This is a genomic window from Pseudomonas sp. G2-4, from assembly GCF_030064125.1.
GTDB lineage: Bacteria > Pseudomonadota > Gammaproteobacteria > Pseudomonadales > Pseudomonadaceae > Aquipseudomonas.
Map to the genome: position 1 here is coordinate 1,034,522 of NZ_CP125957.1, position 23,299 is coordinate 1,057,820.

The following is a 23,299-nucleotide window of genomic DNA, read 5'->3' on the forward strand; positions in this document are numbered from 1 at the left end:
CGTCCAGTCTCGGACAGACACAGTTACAGGTTATGCCGAAAAAGAGGGGTAGCCGTGGTGACTTATTCCGGCGTGCTCCAGCAAATTTCGACTGCACGCCTATACTGGCGAAACAAACAAAAGTGATTCGGGAGCCTTACGATGTTTGCTCTCATGCAAAGCTCCCGCCTTGAATCGCTGCACCTAAGCGTAGACCCGGCAACCGGGTTGAAGGCGGTGATTGCCATTCATTGCAGTCGTCCGGGGCCCGCCCTGGGGGGCTGTCGTTATCTTTCCTACCCCGACGACGAAAGTGCCGTGGTCGACGCCGTGCGCCTGGCCCAGGGCATGAGCTACAAGGCCGCCCTGGCGGGTCTGCCGGTGGGTGGCGGGGTGGCGGTGATCATGCGCCCGGCCCATGTCGAAAGCCGGGCCGCGCTGTTCGAAGCCTTTGGTCGCTGCATCGAGCAATTGGATGGTCGCTACATCACCGCCATCGACAGCGGCACCTCGGTGGCCGACATGGATTGCATCGCCCAGCAGACCCGTCATGTCACCAGCACCACCGCCTCGGGAGACCCGGCACCCCATGCGGCGATGGGGGTATTTGCCGGTATCCGTGCCACGGCCATGGCCCGTTTGGGCAGCGATAACCTGGAAAGCCTGCGGGTCGCGATCCAGGGGCTGGGCAATGTCGGCTACGCCTTGGCCGAGCAGTTGCACGCGGCGGGCGCGGAGTTACTGGTCAGCGACATCGACCCTGGCAAGGTACAGCTGGCGATGGAGCAACTGGGCGCGCACCCTATCGCCAACGACGCGCTGCTCAGCACACCCTGCGACATCCTCGCCCCTTGCGGGCTGGGCGGTGTGCTCAACAGCCACAGCGTGGCGCAACTGCGCTGCTCGGCCGTTGCCGGCTCGGCCCATAACCAGTTGAGTAATCTGCAGGTGGCCGACCAGTTGGAGAGGCGCGGGATTCTCTATGCACCGGACTACGTGATCAACTCCGGCGGCCTGATCTACGTCGCCCTCAAGCATCGCGGCGAAGAGCTGCCGACCATTACGGCGCACCTGTCCAAGATCGGCGCGCGGCTCACGGAAGTCTTCGCCCACGCCCAGGCGGAAAAACGCTCACCGGCCCGGGTGGCCGATGAGTTGGCGGAGCGGTTGTTGTATCGATAAAAAAGATCGCAGCCTTCGACAGCCTCTACAGGGTGTATCCCCTGTGGAAGCCGCCGGAGGCTGCGATCTTTTTGGTTATTCGTCCGACGGATTGAGCAGTTCGGACAAGGCGTCCGGCTGGCTCTTGAAGGCCTTGGCGAACACGTCCCGATTCTTCGCCATGTAGATCCCGGCTTCTTCCACCTGTTGCTCACTCAGCGATGGGACGGCTTTTTGCAACACCTCGGCCAGCAATTCGGCGAGTTCCAGCATTTTGTCATGACGGTCAGCTTCGGCTTTATCCATGAACAAGCGCTCCAGATCTCGGCTGCTGCGGTATACCACTTCGACGGCCATTCACCACCTCACATGCCTTCACATTGGTTATCGTTGTGACTACTGTATTTATATACAGGCAAAAGAATAAGCGAATCCTTTCTCTTTGGATAGTGGCTTTTTAATGTAGACCGCTTTCGAGGTTTGTCGCACGAGGAAAGTGTCGACTACCAGCCTTTTGCCATCTCATCCCCAGCCCTGGCCTTTTTTCTGCATGCAGAACAACCGTCACGTCCAACCCGCATCATCCGGTCGAGTCGACCTAAGGAAATTACATCGTGAAAATCAACTGGGCCGAGAACTTGCGCCAGAGCGTGCATCAGCTGGCTGAATCCCTGGGAAACCTGTTCGTCGAGACCTTTCACTACCTGGCGTTGTTCGCCATTGGTGCCGTGACGGCATGGGCGGCGGTGATGGAGTTCCTGCAGATGATCGAGGCGGGGCACATCAAGATCGATGACATCCTGCTGCTGTTCATCTATTTGGAATTGGGCGCGATGGTCGGGATTTATTTCAAGACCAATCACATGCCCGTGCGGTTTTTGATCTACGTGGCGATCACGGCATTGACCCGCCTGCTGATTTCCAACGTCTCCCACCACAGCCCGCCAGACGTGGGGATCATCTATCTGTGCGGCGGCATCCTGCTCCTGGCGTTCGCGATCTTAGTGGTGCGTTACGCTTCGTCGCAGTTCCCTTCGGTGAAGATCGAGCACCCGCACCGCAAGGTCGGCGCGGGTTCCAGTGAGCATGCCGAAGTGGAGAAGGGGGAAATCTAGAGGCCCGCGAGGGAGGAGGCGGGGCCCTGTGCCTGCGGCGGTGGCAGTTTGATGTTGTCACCGCCGGTCATGGCTTCGAGAATCGCCACGGCGCTGTGGCCCTGCTCAATGGCGATGCCAAACTGAATGCTTTGCACCAGGCGTTTGAGCCGTTCCGGGTCGTTGCGCTGCTGGGCGCTGATCATGCGTTTGGCAACGACGCGCCCGGTCTTGGACAGGGTCAGCATGATGCTGCCGTCCAGGCCCTGAATGCTCAGGTTGATTTGATAGTGCGGCGCAAAAGCGTCGGTAATGATCTGAAAAGGGTTGTCCATGATGCGTCACCGCCTGATTGAACGTGCAGTTGTTGACCGGCCATGATCGGGATTAGTTCGCAACACCGGACCATCGGCCATTCCATGATCGTGTGCATCTCAAGGTTGCGGCGCCGGGCAGCTCGACCTATCAGAAGGATCGCGACCTGCGGGGCGCCTACAGAGAGTTAGCAAGTGGCATGCCGGAAAAACGCTCGGACAATGATTGCGGTGCTTAAGCGCTGGAGGCTCTGGGGTACGGCTGTCGCGGCTGCACGTTTCGGGGCAATAACGCGCGGATGTTCGCTGACGGTGCAGGGCCGGAGGGGGATTCGGGGGTAACGGGCAAGGCGAGGTAACTCCCGACATTAACAGCGCTTTTGTCCGTTGTCCGGCTTTATTTGCAAATCAATATTTATCTTTTTTCAGGGGTTGAATTGTTCTTCCGCCAGCCCGACTCTGTAATCAAGGGGCCGTTGCATCAACGTCGACGGCCCCCGGCGAGCTAGCTGAAATAAGGGATGAACTATGCAAATCCAAGTCAACAGCGATAACCATATTCAAAGCAGCATCCGACTGGAGGAGTGGGTACGTACTACCATCGAAAGCACGCTCGAACGTTATGAAGAGGACCTGACACGGGTCGAGGTTCATTTGCGGGACGAGAACGGCGACAAGCCAGGTCCCCATGATCTGCGGTGCCAGCTTGAAGCACGGCCAAAAGGCCATCAGCCGATTTCCGTGACGCACAAGGCCGATACGCTGGAACTGGCGATCGAGGGGGCGGCCACCAAGCTTGAAAACGCCCTGGAGCACATGTTCGGCAAACTGCGCGGCAAACGCGCCATTATTGAGACCCCAACCGAATCCGTCGCCTTGGCCGATGCGCTATTGGAAGAAGAATTCCTGGAGAACGAACGGGCTGCGCTTAACGGCTGAAACATCGTTCATTTTTAATTTCCGACTTGAAACGGGCCTGCTATTGCAGGCCCGTTTTGCTTTATATCGACCCGTTTGGCGAGCGAGCTTGCTCGCGAAAGTGATATCCGGGGAAGTATAGAAAACAGCGCCGCCCGCTAGCGTAAAAACGCCTGCCGATACTCCCCGGGCGTCGCGCCCAAGGCCTGGCGGAAACGGTTGGTAAAATGACTGGCGCTGGCAAATCCGCAGGCCAGTGCCACCTCGCCCAGCGGGTGTGAAGTGCTACGCAGCAAGTGCCGGGCGCGTGCCAGGCGCCTGGCCAGCACATATTGGTGGGGAGGCAGCCCGAAGCTTTCGCGGAACATCCGCGCAAAGTGGTATTCGGATAGCGCGCACAGCGCGGCCAGTTGCCCGAGGCTGATGGCATCGGCCAGGTGGCTGTCGATGTAGTCCACCAACAATCGCCGCTGGTGAGCGGCCAGACCACCCTTGAGGCGGAGCCCCTGACGCTGTCCAACCTGGCTCAGCAGCAGATGGTCGAGCAATTCATGGGCCAGACTGGTGGTCAGCAGGCGTTCAGCGGGTTCGTCCCAGTTCAGGTCGATCAACTGGCGAAAGCGCTGCGCCTGGTGCGGATCATCAAGGAAGGTCGCCTCGTGCAATTGCACTTGGCGCGGCTCGCGGTCCAGCAGCGTGACGCAGCCGAGGGCGAATTGTTCCGCGCTGAAGTACAGGTGGGCGAGGCGAATGTCGCCGTTGATGATCCAGGCTGATTCATGTCCGGCCGGCAACACGCAAAGTTTGCCGGGCGCCCCTGTGGTGTCGGGCCGTTCGCGGCGAAACGTGCCGGTGCCGCCCGCGATGTAGCACGACAGCGTATGGTGGGTCGGCGCCTCATAGTCCCGGGCGTCGTGATGATTGCTCCACAAAGCGGCCGCCATGCCGTCCCCGAGCTCGGCGCTGTGCTCCAGACGAGCATTGGGCGAACTGTTGAGGGCTTGAAAGACTTGCAAGGTTTGCAGTGTGGGCATGATCGGTTCTCTCCGACTCGAATCCTACTCTGTCGGCCGGTCCATGCCAGCCTGCAAACCGATAAAAGCGCAAGTTTACGCAAGTGCGGGGGTGGGTAATGGCGTGACACTAAGGGCCATTGTCAGGAGCCGTCACCATGAACCTCTCGTTGTACCTGCTTACCGTGCTCATCTGGGGCACCACCTGGATTGCCCTGAAACTGCAACTGGGCGTTGTCGCCATCCCGGTGTCGATTGTCTATCGTTTCGGCCTCGCGGCCCTGATTCTGTTTGCGATGCTGCTGCTCAGCCGGCGCCTGCAGGTGATGAACCGGCGCGGCCATTTGATTTGCGTCGCCCAGGGCCTGTGCCTGTTCTGCATCAACTTCATGTGTTTCCTCACGGCCAGCCAGTGGATTCCCAGCGGCTTGGTTGCCGTGGTGTTTTCCACCGCCACGCTCTGGAATGCCTTCAATGCCCGGGTGTTTTTCGGCCAGCGGATTGCGCGCAACGTGCTGTTGGGCGGCGCCCTGGGGCTGCTGGGGCTGGCGCTGTTGTTCTGGCCAGAATTGGCCGGCCACAGTGCAAGCCCACAGACGCTGCTCGGGCTGGCGTTGGCGCTGCTGGGCACCTTGTGTTTCTCGGCGGGCAACATGCTCTCGAGCCTGCAGCAGAAGGCCGGCCTCAAGCCGTTGACCACCAATGCCTGGGGCATGGCTTATGGTGCGACGATGTTGGCGGTGTGGTGTGTTTTCAAAGGCATCCCGTTCGACATGGAATGGAACGCGCGCTACGTCGGCTCGCTGATGTACCTGGTGATCCCGGGCTCGGTGATCGGCTTTACCGCTTACCTGACGCTGGTAGGACGCATGGGGCCGGAGCGGGCGGCGTATTGCACGGTGCTGTTTCCGGTGGTGGCCTTGAATGTCTCGGCGTTTGCCGAAGGTTATCAATGGACTGCGCCGGCGCTGGTCGGGCTGGTCCTGGTGATGCTGGGGAACGTGCTGGTGTTTCGCAAACCGCGGCCTGTGACTACGAATGCCGCGCTGGGTGCCCGCTGAGATATTACGTCTAGAGATAAACCTGTGGCGAGGGAGCTTGCTCCCGCTGGGTTGCGAAGCAACCCCAAGATGTATCTGCCACCGCAGTGCATCAGATAAATCGCAAGGGGCTGCTGCGCAGCCCAGCGGGAGCAAGCTCCCTCGCCACGGTGTGTTTCCCCCGGGGGGCTTTTGCGGAGAATTTATTTCCAGACTTGCGGATTGACCAGGTTCTGCGGTCGTTCGCCCATCAATGCACTTCGCAAGTTATCCACAGCAAGATTGGCCATGGCCTCGCGGGTTTCGTGGGTCGCCGAGCCGATGTGGGGCAGGGTCACGGCGTTTTTCAGCTGGAACAGCGGTGATTCAGCCAATGGCTCTTTCTCGTAGACATCCAAGCCGGCGCCGCGGATGCGGTTGCTCTGCAGGGCTTCGATCAGCGCCGGTTCATCCACCACCGGGCCACGGGAAATGTTGACCAGGATGGCGCTCGGTTTCATCAGGGCCAGCTCGCGTTGGCCGATCAGGTGCCGGGTCTTCTCGCTCAATGGCACCACGAGGCAGACAAAATCCGCTTCGGCCAGCAACTGATCCAGCTCGCGAAATTGTGCGCCCAGCTGGTTTTCCAGTTCGGTCTTGCGGCTGTTGCCGCTGTAGAGGATCGGCATGTTGAACCCCAACCGGCCACGTCGGGCAATGGCCGCGCCGATGTTGCCCATGCCGACGATGCCCAGGGTCTTGCCGTGCACATCGCTGCCGAACAGTTGCGGGCCGACCGTCGCCTGCCATTGCCCGGCCTTGGTCCAGGCGTCCAGTTCCGCGGCGCGACGGGCGCTGGTCATCAGCAAGGTGAAGGCCAGGTCGGCGGTGCTTTCGGTGAGCACGTCCGGCGTGTTGGTGAGCATGATCCCACGCTCATTGAAGTAGGCCAGGTCGTAGTTGTCGTAGCCCACTGACACGCTCGACACCACTTCCAGGTTCGCGGCGCCTTGCAGTTGCTCGCGGCCGAGCTTGCGACCGACACCGATCAGGCCATGGACGTGGGGCAAGGCTTCGTTGAATTGCGCGTTGATGTCGCCGTTCGACGGGTTGGGCACGATCACGTCGAAATCCTGTTGCAGGCGCTCGACCATCTTGGGTGTGATACGGCTGAAGGCAAGTACGGTTTTTTTCATCGCGGAAGGCTCATCGGGCAAGGAATACCAAGCACGCTAACATTCCTGGTGAGGATTAGGCGAGAGGGAGCTGATTAAGAATGCAGCAGCCGCCGTGTGGGAGCGAGCTTGCTCGCGATGGCGTCGCATCAGTCACATAGTGGTGACTGACAAGCCGCCATCGCGAGCAAGCTCGCTCCCACAGGGATCTCTGCAACCGTCTGAGGCTTATGCCGCCCGCAGCGAAATAAAGGTGTAATTGACCGGTGCCTCAGTGACCACCCGCGCTCCGCAGGCCAATACCTGGCTGGCGATGTCGTCACCGGACAGATGGAACTGCCATTCACTGGCTTGCTGCGCCAGCGGCTGCGCGCGGAGCTGATCGAGGGTGGCGGCGAACGCGGCCATGTCCGGCAGATAAGCGGTAAATCCGTCGCCCTTCAGCGCAGTGGTGTGAATGCCCAGGGAGGCGCAGACACGTTCCTTGAGCTGGATTTCTTCGCGATCAGCCTGGCGTGAGCGTTCAATCAACCCGGCCAGTTCCTGATCGACCAGTTCACCGCCGAGAATCAGTTGCGGCCCGGTTTCCCACGACTCTGGCGGGCATTCCTTCACGGCGATGTTGAGGGGGATGTGCGGATTGATTTCCATCGGATAGATGCGGCACACCAATGGCCGACGCTCGTAGATGCGGCACAGGTTCTCGTCGTCAAGATTCCGGCAACGGCCAGCGTTGTAGGCGGCGAAAGTGATCGCCACGAAGGCTTCGCTGCTGCCGCTGCGCACTGCCGCTGAACGGCGCCGAGCGTGTTCGCGTTGTGCTGGAGGCAGGCCGAGTCCATTGGGCAAGAAGGCCTCCACCAGAACGATCACCTGGCCGCCGTCGTCAGCCCACATGCGGGCCTCATCGAGGGTCAGGGGAACGTGGTGATCGGTGCAGCATTTGCCGCACCCTACGCAGGAAAACGTTGTGTTCATTGAGCAACCGGTCGAAGGCTAGCAAGTGGCGACAGATAAACGCCGCGATGAACCGTTGCAAAGCAAGTTATGCGCCATTCACCGCGTGCTATCGGCCGGGCGAATCGAATCCCACTCGGTGACATAGGCTTTCTTGGTTTTCTTGCGGTAGAGGCACAGCTCGGTGCCGGTCGCGTCTTTCATGTGTTTCTGCGGGTACTGGCCTTGCAGCAATAGCGCGGTGTAGCCGACCCGGTCGTCGAACTGCGCGACGGTGCCCACCGGTTCGGCGTTTTTCAGTCCACTGGCCTTGAGGCAGCTGGCGAGTACGGCTTTGTCATGAGCGACCCAGGCATCGGGGCTGGAGGCATTGGCCTGGAAGGCCAGGGCGGTGAGGCCCATGAAGATCAGCGATTGGGATTTCATCAGGCAGGTCCTTGTTCTGGGAGCCAGGGCAGGAGTATGCCTGAGGATTGCCGGGTGACGATCGCTTCCACGCGTTGGCATGGGAGCGATCTGGCCCGTCTTAACGACCCTGCTCGGCGACGGCCTTGGCCGCGGTGATCAGGCACTTGGTCAGTTCCGGCGAGGAGAACTTGGTCAGTACGCCGTTGGCACCGGCCAACCGGGCCTTTTCGCTGTTCATGGCGCTGTCCAGCGAGGTGTGCAGCAACACGTAGAGGTGGGAAAAGTCCGGGGTTTCGCGCAGGGTACGGGTGAGGGCGTAGCCGTCCATCTCAGACATTTCGATGTCGGAGACGATCAGGTTGATCTGTTGATCGGTGCCTTGCAGGTCCAGCAGGCAGTCGATGGCTTCCTTGGCGCTGCGGGCAGTGTGGCATTGCAGGCCCAGGTTACGCAGGGTGTACACCGATTGTTGCAGCGCTACCTGGCTGTCATCGACTACCAGGATCCGTGCATTACCCAGCACTTCGGCGTCTTCCATGCTCAGTTCGGTCGGCGCGGTTTCGATCTGTGCCGGGGCGATGCAATGGATGACCTTCTCGATGTCCAGCACCTGCACCAGCGTGCCATCCACCGAGGTCACGCCCGTGATGAACGAGCGCACCCCGCCAGAGCCGTAAGGCGGCGGTTTGATGTCAGTGGTCAGGCAATGCACGATCTTGCTCACGGCCTGCACATGCAGACCCTGCTTGGAGCGGCTGACGTCGGTAACGATCAGGCAGCCGCCATCCGGATCTTCCAGTGGCCGCTCGCCAATGGCCCGGCTCAGGTCAATCACTGACAACGAATTGCCACGCAGGGTCGCGATGCCTTTGACGTGGGGATGCGACTCCGGCAGCTTGGTCAGCGGCGGACACGGGATGATTTCACTGACTTTGAGCAGGTTGATCGCCATCAGCTTGCCGCTGCGCAAGGTAAACAGCAGAAGCGAAAGTGAATCTGCGCGGGCTTTGTTGGAAGACATAAAAACCTTCTGTGGAAAAAGGTGGGGCGAGCACGAAGATCGCCAAAACAGCTTTTGATATTGGGTTATCGACTTGTCGGGGGCAGGCTTTAGGACGAAAGCTGTCGACAGCAAGGATCGTTGTAACAAGATCCCTGTCGCAGAGAGTTATGTGGCGAGGGAGCTTGCTCCCGCTGGAGTGCGCAGCGCTCCTTATCAGCTGCGGCGAGATGTTGAGTTTGGCGACCGCTGCGCGCTCGAGCGGGAGCAAGCTCCCTCGCCACGGGAAAGCCCACGGTCGATCATTTGAGCCCCAACCGCCTGGCCATCCGTCCCAGGTTCGCCCGGTCCAGCCCCAGTTCCCGGGCGGCGCTGGCCCAGTTGTGCTGGTGACGTTCCAGGCTGGCGCCGATCAGCCTGCGCTGGAAGTCGTCCACCGCTTCGCGCAAGTCTGTGCTGACGCCGTCCATTACCGGCGCAGGGGCGGCGCCTGAGCGTGCGGGGTTTTCCTCTGCGGCCTGGGGCAAGTCGAGATCCTGGGCGCCGAGGCTGAGGATTTTCGGTCGCACCGCGCACCTGCCCAAGGCTTTCAAGGCGCTGCGGCCGATCAGATGCTCCAGTTCGCGCACGTTGCCCGGCCAGTCATAGGCCAGCAGCGCCGCCTGGGCGTCGCTGTTCAGGCGCAGGCTGTTAAGGCCCATGCGTGAACGGTTCTGTTCCAGGAAGAAACCGCTGAGCAACAGCACATCCCGCCCGCGATCACGCAGTGCCGGCACTTGCAGCGGATACACGCTCAAGCGGTGATAGAAGTCGGCCCGATAACGGCCGTTGCGCACTTCATCGGCGAGGTCGCGGTTGGTGGCCGCGATCAGGCGCACATCGACCCGGTGCTCCCTGTCCGAACCCAAGCGTTGCAATTGTCCGCTTTGCAACACACGCAGCAACTTGGCCTGGACGGTCAGCGACAGCTCGCCCACTTCATCGAGGAACAACGTGCCGCCATCGGCCAATTCAAACTTGCCGCGTCGGTCGCTCGTGGCCCCGGTGAACGCGCCGCGTACGTGGCCGAACAGTTCGCTTTCCACCAGGGTCTCCGGCAGTGCGGCGCAGTTGAGGCTGATGAGTGGTTGCTCGGCGCGCTTGGAGGCGGCATGAATGGCTTGGGCGACCAGTTCCTTGCCGACACCGGTTTCGCCAGTGATCAGCACCGTGAGGTCGCTGCCGCCCACCAGCTTGATCTCTTCCACCAGGCGTTTGTGGGCCTTGCTCTGGCCGACCATGTCGCGGTGTTGCTGGCCGCTGGCCTGGCGATAGACCTCGGCGCGCCGGTGTTCGTCCTCGGCCTTCAACGCCAGACCCTCGATGCGTTCGGCGGCGCTGACAGTGGCGGCGGCGAGGCTGGCGAAGGCTTGCAGGGCGCTCAGGTCGATGGGTTCGAAGCGGCCCGGATCCAGCGAATCGAGCGTCAGCAGGCCCCAGGGACGCTCGTCGACGAACAGCGGGCAGCCCATGCAGTCGTGAACTTCCAGATGCTCATCGAGACCTTCGACCAGCCCGTCGTAAGGGTCGGGCAAGTCACTGTCGGCAGCGAAACGGGTGGGTTGCGGGTTGGCCAGCAGCGCCTCGAAACGCGGGTGTTCGCTGACCCGGAATCGTCGGCCCAGGGTATCGGTGCTCAAGCCGTCCACCGCCAGCGGCACCAGGCAATCACCGTCCAGGCGCAACAACGCCGCCGCGTCGCAGGGCAACAGGGCTCGCAAGGCGCCGAGCAGGCGGCGATAACGCTCGCCTTCAGGCAGTTCTCGGGAGAGATCGGCCACCAGGGGTAGCAGGGAGGTCAGCAGCAAGGTTGCGGTCATAATGACTCCATGTAGTCGTAAAGACTATAAGTTGCGCCGGGTCGATATGACTACAGTGTTTTTAACTGGTTGATAATAAAGATAAAAAATGTTGGCATGGAATCTGATAAGCCTAGGTACTGTTATCTGTAACACGTCAGGAGTCACCTATGCTCAGTCGAGAAGAACGCGCCATCATTCGCTCCACCGTTCCATTGCTTGAAAGTGGTGGAGAGGCGCTGATTACCCACTTCTATCGCATGATGCTGTCCGAATATCCCCAAGTTCGCCCGTTATTCAACCAGGCTCACCAGGCCAGTGGCGATCAGCCGCGTGCGCTGGCCAACGGCGTATTGATGTATGCACGGCACATTGATCAGCTCGACCAGTTGGGCGACCTGGTGGCGAAAATCGTCAATAAGCATGTTGCCTTGCAGATTCTGCCGGAACACTACCCGATAGTCGGTTCCTGCCTGTTGCGGGCAATCGCCGAGGTGCTGGGTGAAGAGATCGCCACGCCCGAAGTGATTGCCGCATGGGGCGCTGCCTATAACCAGCTGGCCGATATCCTGATCGGCGCCGAAACCGGCCTGTATGACCGCAAAGCCGCAGCACCGGGCGGCTGGCGGGGCGAGCGCGAGTTCACCCTGGTGGCCAAAGTGCAGGAAAGCTCGGAGATCACCTCGTTCTATTTCGAACCGGCGGACAAGGGGCCGATCCTGGTGGCTGAGCCGGGTCAATACATCGGCATGAAGCTGGTGCTGGATGGCGAGGAAATGCGCCGCAACTATTCGCTGTCGGCCCTGGCGGACAATGGTCAATACCGTATCAGCGTGAAACGCGAGGCGGGTGGTCGGGTGTCCAACTACCTGCACCATCATTTTCAGGTTGGCAGCCGCATCCAGTTGTTCCCGCCGTCCGGGGATTTCTACCTGACCGCCAGCGACAAGCCGCTGGTGCTGATCAGTGGCGGCGTCGGCATCACCCCGACCCTGGCCATGTTGCAGGCCGCGCTGCAGACCGAGCGCCCGGTGCATTTCATCCACTGCGCGCGCAATGGCCGCGCCCATGCCTTCCGTGGCTGGATCGACGAGCTGGCGGAGCGGCATCCGCAACTCAAGCGATTCTACTGCTACGACGAAGACGACGGTTTGAGCCCGGCGGCTGACAAGGTCGGGCTGTTGAGCGAGGCGCAACTGGCACAATGGTTGCCGGAGCAACGTGACCTGGACGCCTATTTCCTCGGGCCGAAGGGTTTCATGGGCGCCGTCAAGCGCCACCTCAAGACCTTGGGGGTGCCGGATCAGCAGAGCCGTTACGAATTCTTCGGGCCGGCGGCGGCGCTGGAATAAGGTCGCGGCAAACCGGGAGACCGGGTTGCCTTCATCGCGAGCAGGCTCGCTCCCACAAGGGATTTGCGGCGGACACAATTGCTGTGAACACCGCGAAAAAACTGTGGGAGCGAGCCTGCTCGCGAAGGTGGCGGCACATTCAACATAGATGAGGCTGATTCACCGCATTCGCGAGCAAGCTCGCTCCCACTGGGGATTGGCGGTGGACACCGGCGCTGTGAACACCCGGGACCAAAGGTGGGAGCGAGCCTGCTCGCGATGGCGGCAGCAGGTCCATCTGTCCAACTGTCAGAATTAATCCCCGCTTAACCTTCTTGCGGTCTATTCCCTGCAATGTTGCCGACAGCCGCTCGTTCACTGTGTTGGTCAGCGTGTAGACTTCGGCCATTCGATAGCGCGCCGGGTCTCGCCAGGCTGCGCGTCAATCCATGCATACAAAGGGAAACGCAATGAGTGAGGAAATGATGCGCCTGGGCCGTGAGCGGCGCTTTCTGGTGCTGCTGGGGCTGATCTGCCTGGCCCTGATCGGCGGCGCGCTGTACATGCAGGTGGCGCTCGGTGAGGCGCCGTGCCCGCTGTGCATCCTGCAGCGCTATGCGCTGTTGCTAATCGCTATTTTTGCTTTCATCGGCGCGGCCATGCGCACCCGTCGCAGCCTGACGATTTTCGAAGGTCTGGTTGTGCTGTGTGCCCTGGCCGGCGCCGCAGTGGCGGGGCATCACGTGTACACCCAGTTCTTCCCGGCAGTCAGCTGCGGCGTCGACGTATTGCAACCGATCGTCGACGATCTGCCGCTGGCGAAGATCTTCCCGCTGGGTTTCCAGGTCGATGGCTTTTGCTCCACGCCGTACCCGCCGCTCCTCGGGCTGTCCCTGGCGCAATGGGCGCTGCTGTCCTTCGTGCTGATCGTGGTGCTGGTGCCAGTGCTGGTTTCACGTAACCGCAAACACCTTCGCTGAAACACCTTGAGGAAACGCCCCGGTTTCGCTTCTGCGCAGCCGGGGCGTTTTGCGTTTCAGCCTTGGGACGGATCGGCCTTGATCCGGGGCAAGAATAGCCTGGGACAATGTGCGACATGTTGTCACACATTTTGCCTCCGGCGATCCTTCCTGGCGTGGATAGACGCCTCATCCTGTAACAAAAAAACCGTACAGGAAGCCCCGGTTTTCCAAAGCAGCTCTTCCTGCAGCAGGCACTTTTAACAGCGAAGCGTCATGCGGCCTAGCCCCCGAAAAATGGGCTCTTCCCACGAAAAAAACCCGATCGTAATTCCCTCGAGCTGTCTAAATCGGGCGTAGTAGGCCTATATTTTTTGGGGTTCTTGTTGAGAATGAATTTCGATAAGATGCCGGCCGGTTGCATTCTCGGGCAGGGATTATTGCCGGATCGGATAAAAATTATTTCGGGATGAGACATGGTCTACAGCGCGTCAGCTCACTACAATCGGCCGCACCGAATTTCCGACCCGGCTCAACGTGAGCACGAGGTGGTCGAAGGGCGTTATCGCCCAATGCGACCCCGGGTGTCGGTGCCTCCAACTATCCGCACCAAATGGAATTGGGCTTGAACTAGGCCTTTGACCAACGAATAAGAACTCACTGCTGGCCCAGGATGTGTCGAACAGCGTCTGACTGATGCTGCGACGGGCAGCCCTTATTCAATCCAAGAAAAATGCCAACCCTTGGCAGGGTGAAGTGTTGGCGATCAAAACCCAACTGCATTGCGCAAGCTGCTTTAGAGGTCGTGAGATGAGTAAAAACAGGTACCCCCGATTACTAGGCTTGTTGCCTCTGCTCGGCACGTTGTTGCTGGGAGGCTGCAACATGACCTTGCTCGATCCCAAGGGCCAGGTCGGCCTGGATGAACGAAACCTGATCATCACCGCCACGCTGTTGATGTTGCTCGTCGTTGTGCCGGTTATCGTCATGACCTTCCTGTTCGCCTGGAAATACCGCGCGTCCAACACCAGTGCCACGTACACGCCGAAGTGGTCGCACTCGACCAAGATCGAAGTGGCGGTATGGACGATTCCGGTGCTGATCATCATTGCCCTGGGTTACATCACCTACAAGTCGACTCATGCCCTGGACCCGTATCGTCCACTGGAATCGGACGTCAAGCCGATCACCATTGAAGTGGTCTCGATGGACTGGAAGTGGCTGTTCATCTATCCGGAGCAAGGCATCGCCACCGTCAACAAAATCGTGTTCCCGGCCCACACACCGATCAACTTCAAGGTCACCTCCGACACCGTGATGAACTCGTTCTTCATCCCGGGCCTGGGCGGCCAGATCTACGCGATGGCGGGCATGCAGACCAAGCTGCACCTGATCGCCAACCAGAACGCCGAACTCGACGGTATCTCCGCCAACTACAGCGGCGCGGGTTTCACCGGCATGAAGTTCAAAGCAATCGCCACGACCCAGGAAGATTTCGACGCCTGGGTCAACGATGTGAAGAAGGCACCTAAACAGCTTGAAAAAGCTGAATACGAAGCCCTTTCCAAACCGAGCCAGAACAACCCAGTCGAACTCTACTCGTCGGTCACGCCGAACCTGTTCCAGACCATCATCGACAAGTATGAAGGGATGAATCCGGGCAAGCCGATGCACCACGAGAAGAAAGAGAAGGAAGTGGCCCACAACATGGAAGGGATGGACATGAGTTCGCATTCAGCTGCCGGGGCAGAGGAGTAAACGATGTTTGGTAAATTAAGTTGGGAAGCGATCCCGTTCCACGAGCCGATTGTCATGGTGACCCTCGCCATCATCGCCCTCGGTGGCCTGGCGCTGTTCGCGGGGATCACCTACTTCAAGAAGTGGACCTACCTGTGGACCGAGTGGCTGACTTCGGTCGACCACAAGAAGATCGGCGTGATGTACATCATCGTCGCCATGGTCATGCTGCTGCGCGGTTTTGCCGACGCCATCATGATGCGTACCCAGTTGGCCATGGCCACCGAAGGTTCGCCTGGCTACCTGCCGCCTGAACACTATGACCAGATCTTCACCGCCCACGGTGTGATCATGATCATCTTCATGGCGATGCCCTTCTTCACCGGCCTGATGAACCTTGCAGTGCCGCTGCAGATCGGCGCGCGTGACGTGGCCTATCCGTTCCTGAACTCCCTGAGCTTCTGGCTGCTGGTGTCCGGCGTGGTGCTGATCAACCTGTCCCTGGGCGTTGGCGAGTTTGCCAAGACCGGTTGGGTTGCCTATCCGCCGTTGTCGGGACTGCAATACAGTCCGGGCGTGGGGATGGATTACTACATCTGGGCGCTACAGTTATCCGGCTTGGGAACGACGCTGACGGGGGTCAACTTCCTCGCCACCGTGCTGAAGATGCGTACGCCTGGCATGAAGCTGATGGACATGCCGATCTTCACCTGGACCTGCACCTGGGCCAACGTGCTGATCGTCGCTTCCTTCCCGATCCTCACCGCTACCCTGGCCCTGCTGACCCTTGACCGCTACATGGATTTCCACATTTTCACCAATGAACTGGGTGGAAATCCGATGATGTACGTCAACCTGTTCTGGGCCTGGGGTCACCCTGAGGTGTACATCCTGATCCTGCCGGCGTTCGGTATTTTCTCCGAAGTCATCTCGACCTTCTCCGGCAAGAAACTGTTCGGCCACCACTCGATGATCTACGCCAGCGGCGCGATCTCGGTACTGGGCTTCATGGTCTGGCTGCACCACTTCTTCACCATGGGTTCGGGTGCCAGCGTCAACGCCTTCTTCGGCCTGGCGACGATGCTGATCTCGATCCCGACGGGGGTGAAGCTGTTCAACTGGCTGTTCACCATCTACCAGGGCCGCCTGCGTTTCACCAGCCACGTGCTGTGGACCCTGGGCTTCATGGTGACCTTCGCCATCGGCGGCATGACCGGCGTACTGCTGGCCATCCCGGGTGCTGACTTCGTGCTGCACAACAGCCTGTTCGTGATCGCCCACTTCCACAACGTGATCATCGGTGGCGCGGTATTCGGCTACATCGCCGGCTTCGCCTTCTACTTCCCGAAAGCGTTCGGCTTCAAGCTGCACGAAGGTTGGGGCAAGGCAGCGTTCTGGTTCTGGATCTCGGGCTTCTTCGTCGCGTTCATGCCGCTCTATGCGCTGGGCTTCATGGGCATGACCCGTCGTCTGAACGCTACCACCAACCCTGAGTGGGTGCCGTACCTGTACGTCGCCATGTTCGGCGCGGTGATGATCGCCGTCGGCATCGCCTGCCAACTGATCCAGCTGTACGTCAGCGTGCGCGATCGCAACAAGCCAGAGAACATGTGCGACCACGGTGACCCGTGGAATGCCCATACCCTGGAATGGTCGACCTCTTCGCCACCGCCGTTCTACAACTTTGCCGTGCTGCCGAAAGCGGACGTCATCGACCCGTTCACTGAAGCCAAGGAAAACGGTACCGCGTACCAGGTTCCGGCCAAGTACGCGCCGATCCACATGCCCAACAACACCGCCACCGGTGTGGTCATGGGCGCGCTGTTGACCGTCTTCGGTTTCGCCATGATCTGGCACATCTGGTGGCTGGCCATCGCCAGCCTGGTTGGCACCGTGGCGTATTTCGTGATCCATGCTGCCCGTGACGATCAGGGCTACATGGTGCCGGTGGATGTCATCGAGCGCATCGAAGCCGAGCAGCACAAACGCCTGGTAGCGGCCGGGAAAGTCCCCGCCGGCGCCACCCGTGTTGAAACCTCGTTGGAACAGGCTTAAACCATGTCGAACTTAGTGACCACTGTTGGACACGCCCATGACCATGGGCACGATGACCATCACCACGACTCGGGCGAGATGACCGTATTCGGTTTCTGGCTCTACCTGATGACCGACTGCATTCTGTTTGCGTCGATCTTCGCGGTATACGCGGTACTGGTTAACAACGTCGCCGGTGGCCCGTCGGGCCACGAGATTTTCGAGCTGCCGTACGTGCTGGGCGAAACCGCTCTGCTGCTGTTCAGCTCGATCACCTATGGCTTCGCCATGCTGGCGTTGTTCAAGGGCAAGAAAACCCAGGTCCTGGGCTGGCTGGCCATGACCTTCCTGCTGGGCGCCGGCTTTATCGCCATGGAGATCAACGAGTTCCACATCCTGATCGCCGAGGGCTACGGCCCTAGCCGCAGCGGCTTCCTGTCCGGGTTCTTCACCTTGGTCGGCACCCACGGTCTGCACGTGACCAGCGGCCTGATCTGGATGGCGATCATGATGTACCAGGTCCAGAAAAACGGCCTGACCGCTACCAACAAGACGCGCCTGAGCTGCCTGAGCCTGTTCTGGCACTTCCTGGACGTGGTGTGGATCTGCGTATTCACCGTTGTATATCTGATGGGGACTTTGTAAATGGCTAACGCACATTCCCATGATGGCCACGACGCCGGCCACGGCAGCGTCAAGTCCTACGCCATCGGTTTCATCCTGTCGGTGATCCTGACCGTCATTCCGTTCGGCCTGGTGATGTACCCGACACTGCCGAAAAGCCTGACCCTGTGGATCATCCTGATCTTCGCCGTGGTCCAGGTACTGGTGCACCTGGTGTACTTCCTGCACCTGGACCGCTCCGCCGCCCAACGTAACAACGTGGTCGCGTTTGTCTTTGCCGCGATCGTGATTGTCCTGCTGGTTGGCCTGTCGCTGTGGATCATGTTCAGCATCCACACCAACATGATGGCGCACTGAGGAAAGTCCGGATGTCCTTAAAGCACTTTATCCAAATCACCAAGCCGGGGATCATTTTCGGTAACGTGCTTTCTGTGGCAGGCGGGTTTTTCCTGGCTTCGAAAGGGCATGTCGATCTGGCCATCTTCCTGGCGGCGATGATCGGCACTTCCCTGGTGGTGGCATCCGGTTGCGTGTTCAACAACTGCATCGACCGCGACATCGACATCAAGATGGAGCGCACCAAGAACCGCGCGCTGGTCCAGGGCCTGATCCCGGTGCAACTGGCCCTGGCGTTCGCCACGGTGCTGGGCGTGGCCGGTGTCGCGCTGCTGTACACGGTGGCCAACCCGCTGGCGGCGCTGTTCGCGGTGATCGGCTTTGTCATCTACGTCGGCTTCTACAGCCTGTACCTCAAGCGCAAGTCGGTGCACGGCACGCTGGTGGGCAGCCTGTCGGGGGCGATGCCGCCGGTGATCGGTTACGTTGCGGTGAGCAACAGCTTTGACATGGCTGCGCTGACGCTGCTGGTGATGTTCAGCCTGTGGCAGATGCCGCATTCCTATGCCATCGCGATCTTCCGCTTCAACGACTACCTGGCGGCCTCGATACCGGTGCTACCGGTCAAGCGCGGCATCCGGGTGGCCAAGAAGCACATCCTGCTCTACATCCTGGCCTTCCTCGTGGCGACCTTGATGCTGACCTTCAGCGGCTACGCCGGCATGAGCTACCTCGCCGTCGCCGCCGCCATGGGCATGTACTGGCTGTACATGGCCTGGACCGGCTACAAGGCGGTGGATGACACGGTCTGGGCACGCAAGCTGTTCGTGTTCTCGATCTTCACCATCACCGCCCTGAGCGTCATGATGTCCCTGGACTTCAAAGTGCCGAGTGAGCTGTTGCTGACTTACGCGCCTTAAGCTTCAGACGTTGCAAAAAAAGCCCCGCCTTCGAGAGAAGAGCGGGGCTTTTTCATGGGCGTTGCCTGGGCTGCCGATGTTCCTGTGGGAGCGAGCTTGCTCGCGATTGCGGTGGATCGGCCTGCATGAATGCTGAATGTGCGACCGCATCGCGAGCAAGCTCGCTCCCACAGTGGGCTCGGGTGAGGCTATTGCTGGGCGATGCTATAGCCGTCGAATGCCTTTTGCTGTTGCAGGGCGGTGACGATGCTTTTGCGGGTGGCCTGTTGTTCGGTGCCGTCGTTGTCCAGGAAGGTTTCGCTTTCCAACTCGGCTTCTTCGCCTTCGCCGATAAAACTGAAACCCAGGAACTCGAAGGCCTCGCGGTCGACGTTCGGCTTGGAGCGTGGCGTGCGCAAGGGCAGGGTAACGCTGATGCCATCCTTGCTGATGACAAACACTTCCGCTTCCTTCTTGGCCCGCGAGGCTTTGCCCTTGCTGCCGCTCGGGTTGCTGATGGCCTGGTGGGTCTGGTTCAGCACTTTCAGGGCCAGGCCATAAACCAGTTCCTGGAAGGCTGGATCGTCCTTATAGCTGGACAGGATGCGGCTGATGGGGAAACGGCTGCTCAAGTCTTCCAGCGCCGCGAAATCGGCGGCTTCGGCGTCCTTGAGCTGCTTGAGCTGGCCCATTAGTTCATAGGCCTTGTCGTCGTCGAACGCATCGTGCGCCTGGCGGATGGCATTGCGCAGCTCGCGGATCTGGTCGCTTTCGCGGTTCGACTGGAACGCATCGAGGACCATCTCACTGATGTTTTTGGCCAGGGGGAGATGCTGTGAAAGATTGATGGAGTTTTCGTATTCCGCTTTGGATGACAGGGTGACTACGGATTCAGCGGTGTTGGAATCGGACATTGAAATTTCACTACTTCTGTTAGCTGGATGAGGCGAGAAAGGCATTGAGCTTTTTTCCGGTCGCCTAATCTATTGGACGCGAGCGGCGTTGTCACTGTTGGACCGGCGACAGGTCAGCATTTATTGCCGGCGGCGGGTCTCAGGTACCCATCATTTGCAGATCACATTCTTGCCCGCCATCTTGGAGCGATACAGCGCTTGGTCGGCCCGGTCCAGCAGCGCCGCCTGCTGCTCGTCGTCGAAGCGCTGCACCACGCCAAAACTCATGGTGATCTGAAAATCCCCCACTGGCAGCAGGTCGGACAATCCCCGGCGAATGGTTTCGGCCATCAGGCAGGCGTCGGCCAGGGAGGTGTTGGGCAAAATCATGACGAATTCATCACCGCCCCAGCGCACCAGCAAATCGCCCTCGCGCTCGCAGCGTTTGACACTCTGCACCACCTGCACCAGCGCCGCGTCACCGAACGCATGACCGTAACGGTCGTTGATGTCCTTGAAATCGTCGACGTCCATGGCAATCAGTGACAAGGGCTCGCGAAAGCGCTGGGCGCGCTCGCAGGCCAGGGGCAGGGCCTGTTCCAGGCGATATCGGTTGGCGACCATCGTCAATGCGTCGGTTTCGGCGAGCCTGCGGTTTTCGACAAGCTGGACCTGCAATTGTTGATTGACCCGGGACAGTTCGCGGGTGCGCTCCTCGATAATGGCTTCCAGGGACTGGTTACGCCGTTCCAGTTGTTCGAACAGGCGCTTCTTGTCGTCGATGCTGCGATGGGCCCCGATCATGCGAGCCACCGTGCCGTCAGCATTGCGGGCGATGATGTAACCGCGATCTTCGATCCAGATGTAGGAACCGTCCTGGGTGCGGCAGCGATACTCGGCTTGGTAGCGGTGGGTTCGTTCTTCCAGGTAATCGTCGAACAACGCCATGACCCGTGGATAGTCTTCGGGGTGGATCACGTTTTCCCAGGTCAGTACGGTGTTATTCAATGAGTGGGGCAAATAGCCAAGCATCGTGTACCAGCCGGGGTTGCGGTAGACGAACCCGGTGTTGGCGTTCCAGTCCCAGATGCCGTCGCTGACCAGTTCCAGAATGGTGTGCAGTACGTCTTCATCCAGATCGGACAGATCGAACCGCGGCCTATCGATGTTCGAGGCATCTCCCATCGTCGTATCCCCATCCGCCTTGATATCAAAATGCTCGTCCCAGGCGTGAAGAGTAGCCGATGGCGCGCGGGGTCACTAGCGGTGCTGGTCGCCGGTCAGAAGACAACCCTTTGTGGCGAGCCACAATCGTGTTCGCCGGATTGAAGCTTCCCCCATTTCTCCAACGCAAACTCGACAAAGCAGCGCAACTTTGGCAAGCGGTAGCGATCCTGGGCATACATCAGGCGCATCGGTCGATGGGGCAGTTGATAGCCCTGCAGCAGCGCCACCAGCTGTCCATTCTTCAAGTCCTGTGCCACCAGCGCGTCGGGAAGCATTACCACGCCCATGCCGGCCAGGGCGGCGCGGTACAGGCCCGAGGAACTGTTGATCAGCATCGGTCCGCTCACCGGCACCTTGATTTCGCCATCCGGGCCGTTGATGGGCCAGTGATCCTGGGCGAACCGCCACTCGTCGCCAGCGGAATAGGCGAACGACAGGCAATCGTGCTGTTGCAGGTCGGTGGGTTTTTCTGGTGTGCCACGCCGTGCCAGGTAAGCCGGGGCGGCGCAGACGGTCAGGGTGTAGTCCATCAGGGGGCGGACGATCAATTTCGGGTCGGGAGGGCCGAGGCGAATGGCAACATCGAAGCCGTGGTCGAGCAGGTCCAGGCGTTGGTTGGTCAGCACCACGTCGAGCTTGACCTGCGGGTGACGCTGACTGAATTCGGCCAGGGCCGGCGCCAGGCGTTCGGTGCCGAAGGTCAGAGGCGCGGTGATGCGCAGGGTGCCGGTGGGTTCGCCCTGGGTCTGTTCGGCCAGGCGTTCGGAGTCGGCCACCAGCCCCAATACTTCCAGGCAGCGCTGATAGTACGCCGAGCCGAATTCAGTCAGGCGCTGGCGCCGGGTCGTACGGTTGATCAGGCGAACGCCGAGGCGCTGCTCCAATGCGCGAAGATGATTGCCCACCATGGTCGTGGACATTTCGCACGTTTGGGCCGCCGCTGTCAGGCTGCCGGTTTCTACCACCTTCACGTAAACGGTCATTGCCTGGAACAGGTCCATTATCAAGCTCAGCTTTTAAATGATTGAAGTAAAGCAGCGTTTATCCAGCACGAGTGGCTAACCATACTGGAAAAAACCACCCGATGGAGCTTGATGCCATGACCGCTGCCTGCCTGATGACCACTTACCAACCCCTGGCGCTGAATTTTACCCGCGGCTTGGGTACGCGCCTGTGGGACCAGGACGGTCGCGAATACCTCGATGCGGTGGCGGGCGTGGCGGTGACCAATGTCGGTCATTCCCATCCCCGGCTGGTCGCGGCCATCAGCGAACAGGCCGGCCTGCTGCTGCACACGTCCAACCTGTACAGCATCGATTGGCAGCAGCGGCTGGCGGGAAAACTCACCCAGCTGTCCGGGCTGGAGCGGGTGTTTTTCAATAATTCTGGCGCCGAAGCCAACGAAACCGCGCTGAAACTGGCGCGTCTCTATGGCTGGCACAAGGGCATCGAGCAGCCTTTGGTGGTGGTGATGGAGAACGCGTTTCACGGGCGCACATTGGGCACGTTGTCGGCCAGCGATGGCCCGGCGGTGCGGCTGGGTTTCAATCGGTTGCCGGGGGACTTCATCAAAGTGCCGTTCGGCGATCTTGCCGCATTGGAAGGGATCCAGCAGGCCCATGGGGAACGCGTCGTCGCGGTACTGGTGGAACCGATCCAGGGCGAAAGCGGTGTGCAACTTGCGCCGCCCGGCTATCTCAAGGCCTTGCGTCAGCTGTGCACTCGGCGCGCTTGGCTGCTGATGCTCGATGAGATCCAGACCGGCATCGGCCGCACCGGTCAGTGGTTCGCGTGCCAGCACGAAGGCATTGTCCCGGACGTCATGACCCTCGCCAAAGGCCTGGGCAACGGCGTGCCCATCGGTGCATGCCTGGCCCGGGGCAAGGCCGCCGAGCTGTTTACCCCCGGCAGCCATGGCAGCACGTTTGGCGGCAATCCGCTGGCCTGCCGGGTCGGCTGCACGGTGCTGGACATCATCGAGGAGCAAGGTCTTGTGGACAACGCCCGGTATCAGGGCGAACAGTTGCTTACGCGGTTGCGCGCCGAATTGGCGGACAACCCGAACGTATTGGCAATTCGCGGCCAGGGCTTGATGATCGGCATCGAACTCAAGCAACCGGTCCGCGACCTGACCCTCTGCGCCGCCCGGGATCATGGCTTGCTGATCAACGTCACCCGGGGCAAGACCATTCGCTTGCTGCCGCCGTTGACGATTGACGGGCGGGAAGTGGAGATGATTGTCAGGGGGGTGAGCCGGAGTCTGGCGCAGGAATGAGGCAGGCTTGCCCGGGCGACCGTTTTTATTTGTCAGTCCGGGCCAAGCGCGCCGCAACGCAACGGAATTTTTAACCTTTGCCGCGTTCCAACGCCAGCCAGAGTCGAT

At 60.2% G+C, this 23,299-nt stretch carries 23 protein-coding genes; 12 read left to right on the top strand and 11 right to left on the bottom strand.

All coding sequences use genetic code 11. The features are described from left to right. Positions 1 to 141: 141 nt before the first annotated feature. Entirely contained in the window at positions 142 to 1,161 is a 1,020-nt protein-coding gene (locus QNH97_RS04460) for a Glu/Leu/Phe/Val dehydrogenase family protein (protein WP_283555780.1), read from the top strand. A gap of 75 nt (positions 1,162 to 1,236) precedes the next feature. On the opposite strand, the gene QNH97_RS04465 is transcribed toward QNH97_RS04460, so the two are convergent. Further along, positions 1,237 to 1,497 carry a YebG family protein gene (locus QNH97_RS04465; RefSeq protein WP_003205410.1) on the bottom strand — a complete coding sequence of 87 codons (261 nt, stop codon included), beginning with the start codon at positions 1,495 to 1,497 and terminating at the stop codon, positions 1,237 to 1,239. Between the two features lie 257 nt (positions 1,498 to 1,754). On the opposite strand from QNH97_RS04465, the gene QNH97_RS04470 reads away from it, so the two are divergent. Next, positions 1,755 to 2,255 (top strand): phosphate-starvation-inducible protein PsiE, encoded by a 501-nt coding sequence (locus tag QNH97_RS04470; protein WP_283555781.1) that lies wholly within the window; start codon positions 1,755 to 1,757, stop codon positions 2,253 to 2,255. Here the strand turns inward: QNH97_RS04470 and QNH97_RS04475 are convergent. Beyond that, positions 2,252 to 2,569 (bottom strand): DUF3509 domain-containing protein, encoded by a 318-nt coding sequence (locus QNH97_RS04475; protein WP_283555782.1) that lies wholly within the window; start codon positions 2,567 to 2,569, stop codon positions 2,252 to 2,254. The genes QNH97_RS04470 and QNH97_RS04475 overlap by 4 nt on opposite strands. A gap of 507 nt (positions 2,570 to 3,076) precedes the next feature. On the opposite strand from QNH97_RS04475, the gene QNH97_RS04480 reads away from it, so the two are divergent. Then, complete coding sequence (locus QNH97_RS04480) at positions 3,077 to 3,487, top strand: HPF/RaiA family ribosome-associated protein (protein ID WP_283555783.1); 411 nt, start codon at positions 3,077 to 3,079, stop codon at positions 3,485 to 3,487. 137 nt (positions 3,488 to 3,624) lie between these two features. On the opposite strand, the gene QNH97_RS04485 is transcribed toward QNH97_RS04480, so the two are convergent. Continuing rightward, positions 3,625 to 4,500, bottom strand: a complete 876-nt coding sequence (locus QNH97_RS04485) for a helix-turn-helix domain-containing protein (RefSeq protein ID WP_283555784.1) — start codon at positions 4,498 to 4,500, stop codon at positions 3,625 to 3,627. A gap of 137 nt (positions 4,501 to 4,637) precedes the next feature. Between QNH97_RS04485 and QNH97_RS04490 the strand changes: the two genes are divergently transcribed. Continuing rightward, entirely contained in the window at positions 4,638 to 5,540 is a 903-nt protein-coding gene (locus QNH97_RS04490; RefSeq protein WP_283555785.1) for a DMT family transporter, read from the top strand. A gap of 182 nt (positions 5,541 to 5,722) precedes the next feature. Here QNH97_RS04490 and QNH97_RS04495 read toward each other — a convergent pair whose 3' ends face one another. The 5 genes from QNH97_RS04495 to norR all read right to left on the bottom strand — a co-directional run bounded on the left by QNH97_RS04495 (position 5,723) and on the right by norR (position 10,897). Then, a complete protein-coding gene (locus QNH97_RS04495) occupies positions 5,723 to 6,694 on the bottom strand; it encodes a 2-hydroxyacid dehydrogenase (RefSeq protein WP_283555786.1) in 972 nt (323 codons plus the stop codon). A gap of 207 nt (positions 6,695 to 6,901) precedes the next feature. After that, a complete protein-coding gene (locus QNH97_RS04500; protein WP_283555787.1) occupies positions 6,902 to 7,651 on the bottom strand; it encodes a YkgJ family cysteine cluster protein in 750 nt (249 codons plus the stop codon). A 78-nt stretch (positions 7,652 to 7,729) separates the two neighbouring features. Then, positions 7,730 to 8,056 carry a hypothetical protein gene (locus tag QNH97_RS04505; protein WP_283555788.1) on the bottom strand — a complete coding sequence of 109 codons (327 nt, stop codon included), beginning with the start codon at positions 8,054 to 8,056 and terminating at the stop codon, positions 7,730 to 7,732. Positions 8,057 to 8,156: 100 nt separating this feature from the next. Further along, positions 8,157 to 9,059 (bottom strand): chemotaxis protein, encoded by a 903-nt coding sequence (locus QNH97_RS04510; RefSeq protein ID WP_283555789.1) that lies wholly within the window; start codon positions 9,057 to 9,059, stop codon positions 8,157 to 8,159. A gap of 281 nt (positions 9,060 to 9,340) precedes the next feature. Continuing rightward, positions 9,341 to 10,897, bottom strand: coding sequence for a nitric oxide reductase transcriptional regulator NorR (gene norR / locus QNH97_RS04515; protein ID WP_283555790.1), 1,557 nt, complete (start codon positions 10,895 to 10,897; stop codon positions 9,341 to 9,343). A 149-nt stretch (positions 10,898 to 11,046) separates the two neighbouring features. On the opposite strand from norR, the gene hmpA reads away from it, so the two are divergent. From hmpA to cyoE, 7 genes are all read left to right on the top strand, one after another. Beyond that, positions 11,047 to 12,228 carry an NO-inducible flavohemoprotein gene (gene hmpA, locus QNH97_RS04520; RefSeq protein ID WP_283555791.1) on the top strand — a complete coding sequence of 394 codons (1,182 nt, stop codon included), beginning with the start codon at positions 11,047 to 11,049 and terminating at the stop codon, positions 12,226 to 12,228. Between the two features lie 449 nt (positions 12,229 to 12,677). Then, entirely contained in the window at positions 12,678 to 13,187 is a 510-nt protein-coding gene (locus tag QNH97_RS04525; RefSeq protein WP_283555792.1) for a disulfide bond formation protein B, read from the top strand. 789 nt (positions 13,188 to 13,976) lie between these two features. Further along, complete coding sequence (cyoA, locus tag QNH97_RS04530; RefSeq protein ID WP_283555793.1) at positions 13,977 to 14,924, top strand: ubiquinol oxidase subunit II; 948 nt, start codon at positions 13,977 to 13,979, stop codon at positions 14,922 to 14,924. 3 nt (positions 14,925 to 14,927) lie between these two features. Next, on the top strand, positions 14,928 to 16,958 hold the full coding sequence (cyoB, locus tag QNH97_RS04535) for a cytochrome o ubiquinol oxidase subunit I (protein ID WP_283555794.1): 2,031 nt from the start codon (positions 14,928 to 14,930) through the stop codon (positions 16,956 to 16,958). 3 nt (positions 16,959 to 16,961) lie between these two features. Further along, on the top strand, positions 16,962 to 17,582 hold the full coding sequence (locus tag QNH97_RS04540; RefSeq protein WP_283555795.1) for a cytochrome o ubiquinol oxidase subunit III: 621 nt from the start codon (positions 16,962 to 16,964) through the stop codon (positions 17,580 to 17,582). Further along, positions 17,583 to 17,918, top strand: a complete 336-nt coding sequence (gene cyoD, locus QNH97_RS04545) for a cytochrome o ubiquinol oxidase subunit IV (protein WP_025211927.1) — start codon at positions 17,583 to 17,585, stop codon at positions 17,916 to 17,918. Positions 17,919 to 17,929: 11 nt separating this feature from the next. Beyond that, the gene (cyoE, locus tag QNH97_RS04550) at positions 17,930 to 18,817 is read left to right on the top strand and encodes a heme o synthase (RefSeq protein WP_283555796.1); all 888 of its coding nucleotides are present in this window, start codon (positions 17,930 to 17,932) and stop codon (positions 18,815 to 18,817) included. Between the two features lie 188 nt (positions 18,818 to 19,005). Here the strand turns inward: cyoE and QNH97_RS04555 are convergent, their stop codons facing one another. From QNH97_RS04555 to QNH97_RS04565, 3 genes are all read right to left on the bottom strand, one after another. Next, the gene (locus tag QNH97_RS04555) at positions 19,006 to 19,710 is read right to left on the bottom strand and encodes a hypothetical protein (RefSeq protein ID WP_283555797.1); all 705 of its coding nucleotides are present in this window, start codon (positions 19,708 to 19,710) and stop codon (positions 19,006 to 19,008) included. Between the two features lie 150 nt (positions 19,711 to 19,860). Then, positions 19,861 to 20,874 (bottom strand): sensor domain-containing diguanylate cyclase, encoded by a 1,014-nt coding sequence (locus tag QNH97_RS04560; RefSeq protein WP_283555798.1) that lies wholly within the window; start codon positions 20,872 to 20,874, stop codon positions 19,861 to 19,863. Positions 20,875 to 20,969: 95 nt separating this feature from the next. After that, a complete protein-coding gene (locus QNH97_RS04565; RefSeq protein ID WP_283555799.1) occupies positions 20,970 to 21,917 on the bottom strand; it encodes a LysR family transcriptional regulator in 948 nt (315 codons plus the stop codon). 98 nt (positions 21,918 to 22,015) lie between these two features. On the opposite strand from QNH97_RS04565, the gene QNH97_RS04570 reads away from it, so the two are divergent. After that, positions 22,016 to 23,191 carry an aspartate aminotransferase family protein gene (locus QNH97_RS04570; RefSeq protein WP_283555800.1) on the top strand — a complete coding sequence of 392 codons (1,176 nt, stop codon included), beginning with the start codon at positions 22,016 to 22,018 and terminating at the stop codon, positions 23,189 to 23,191. The last annotated feature ends 108 nt before the right edge of the window (positions 23,192 to 23,299 follow it).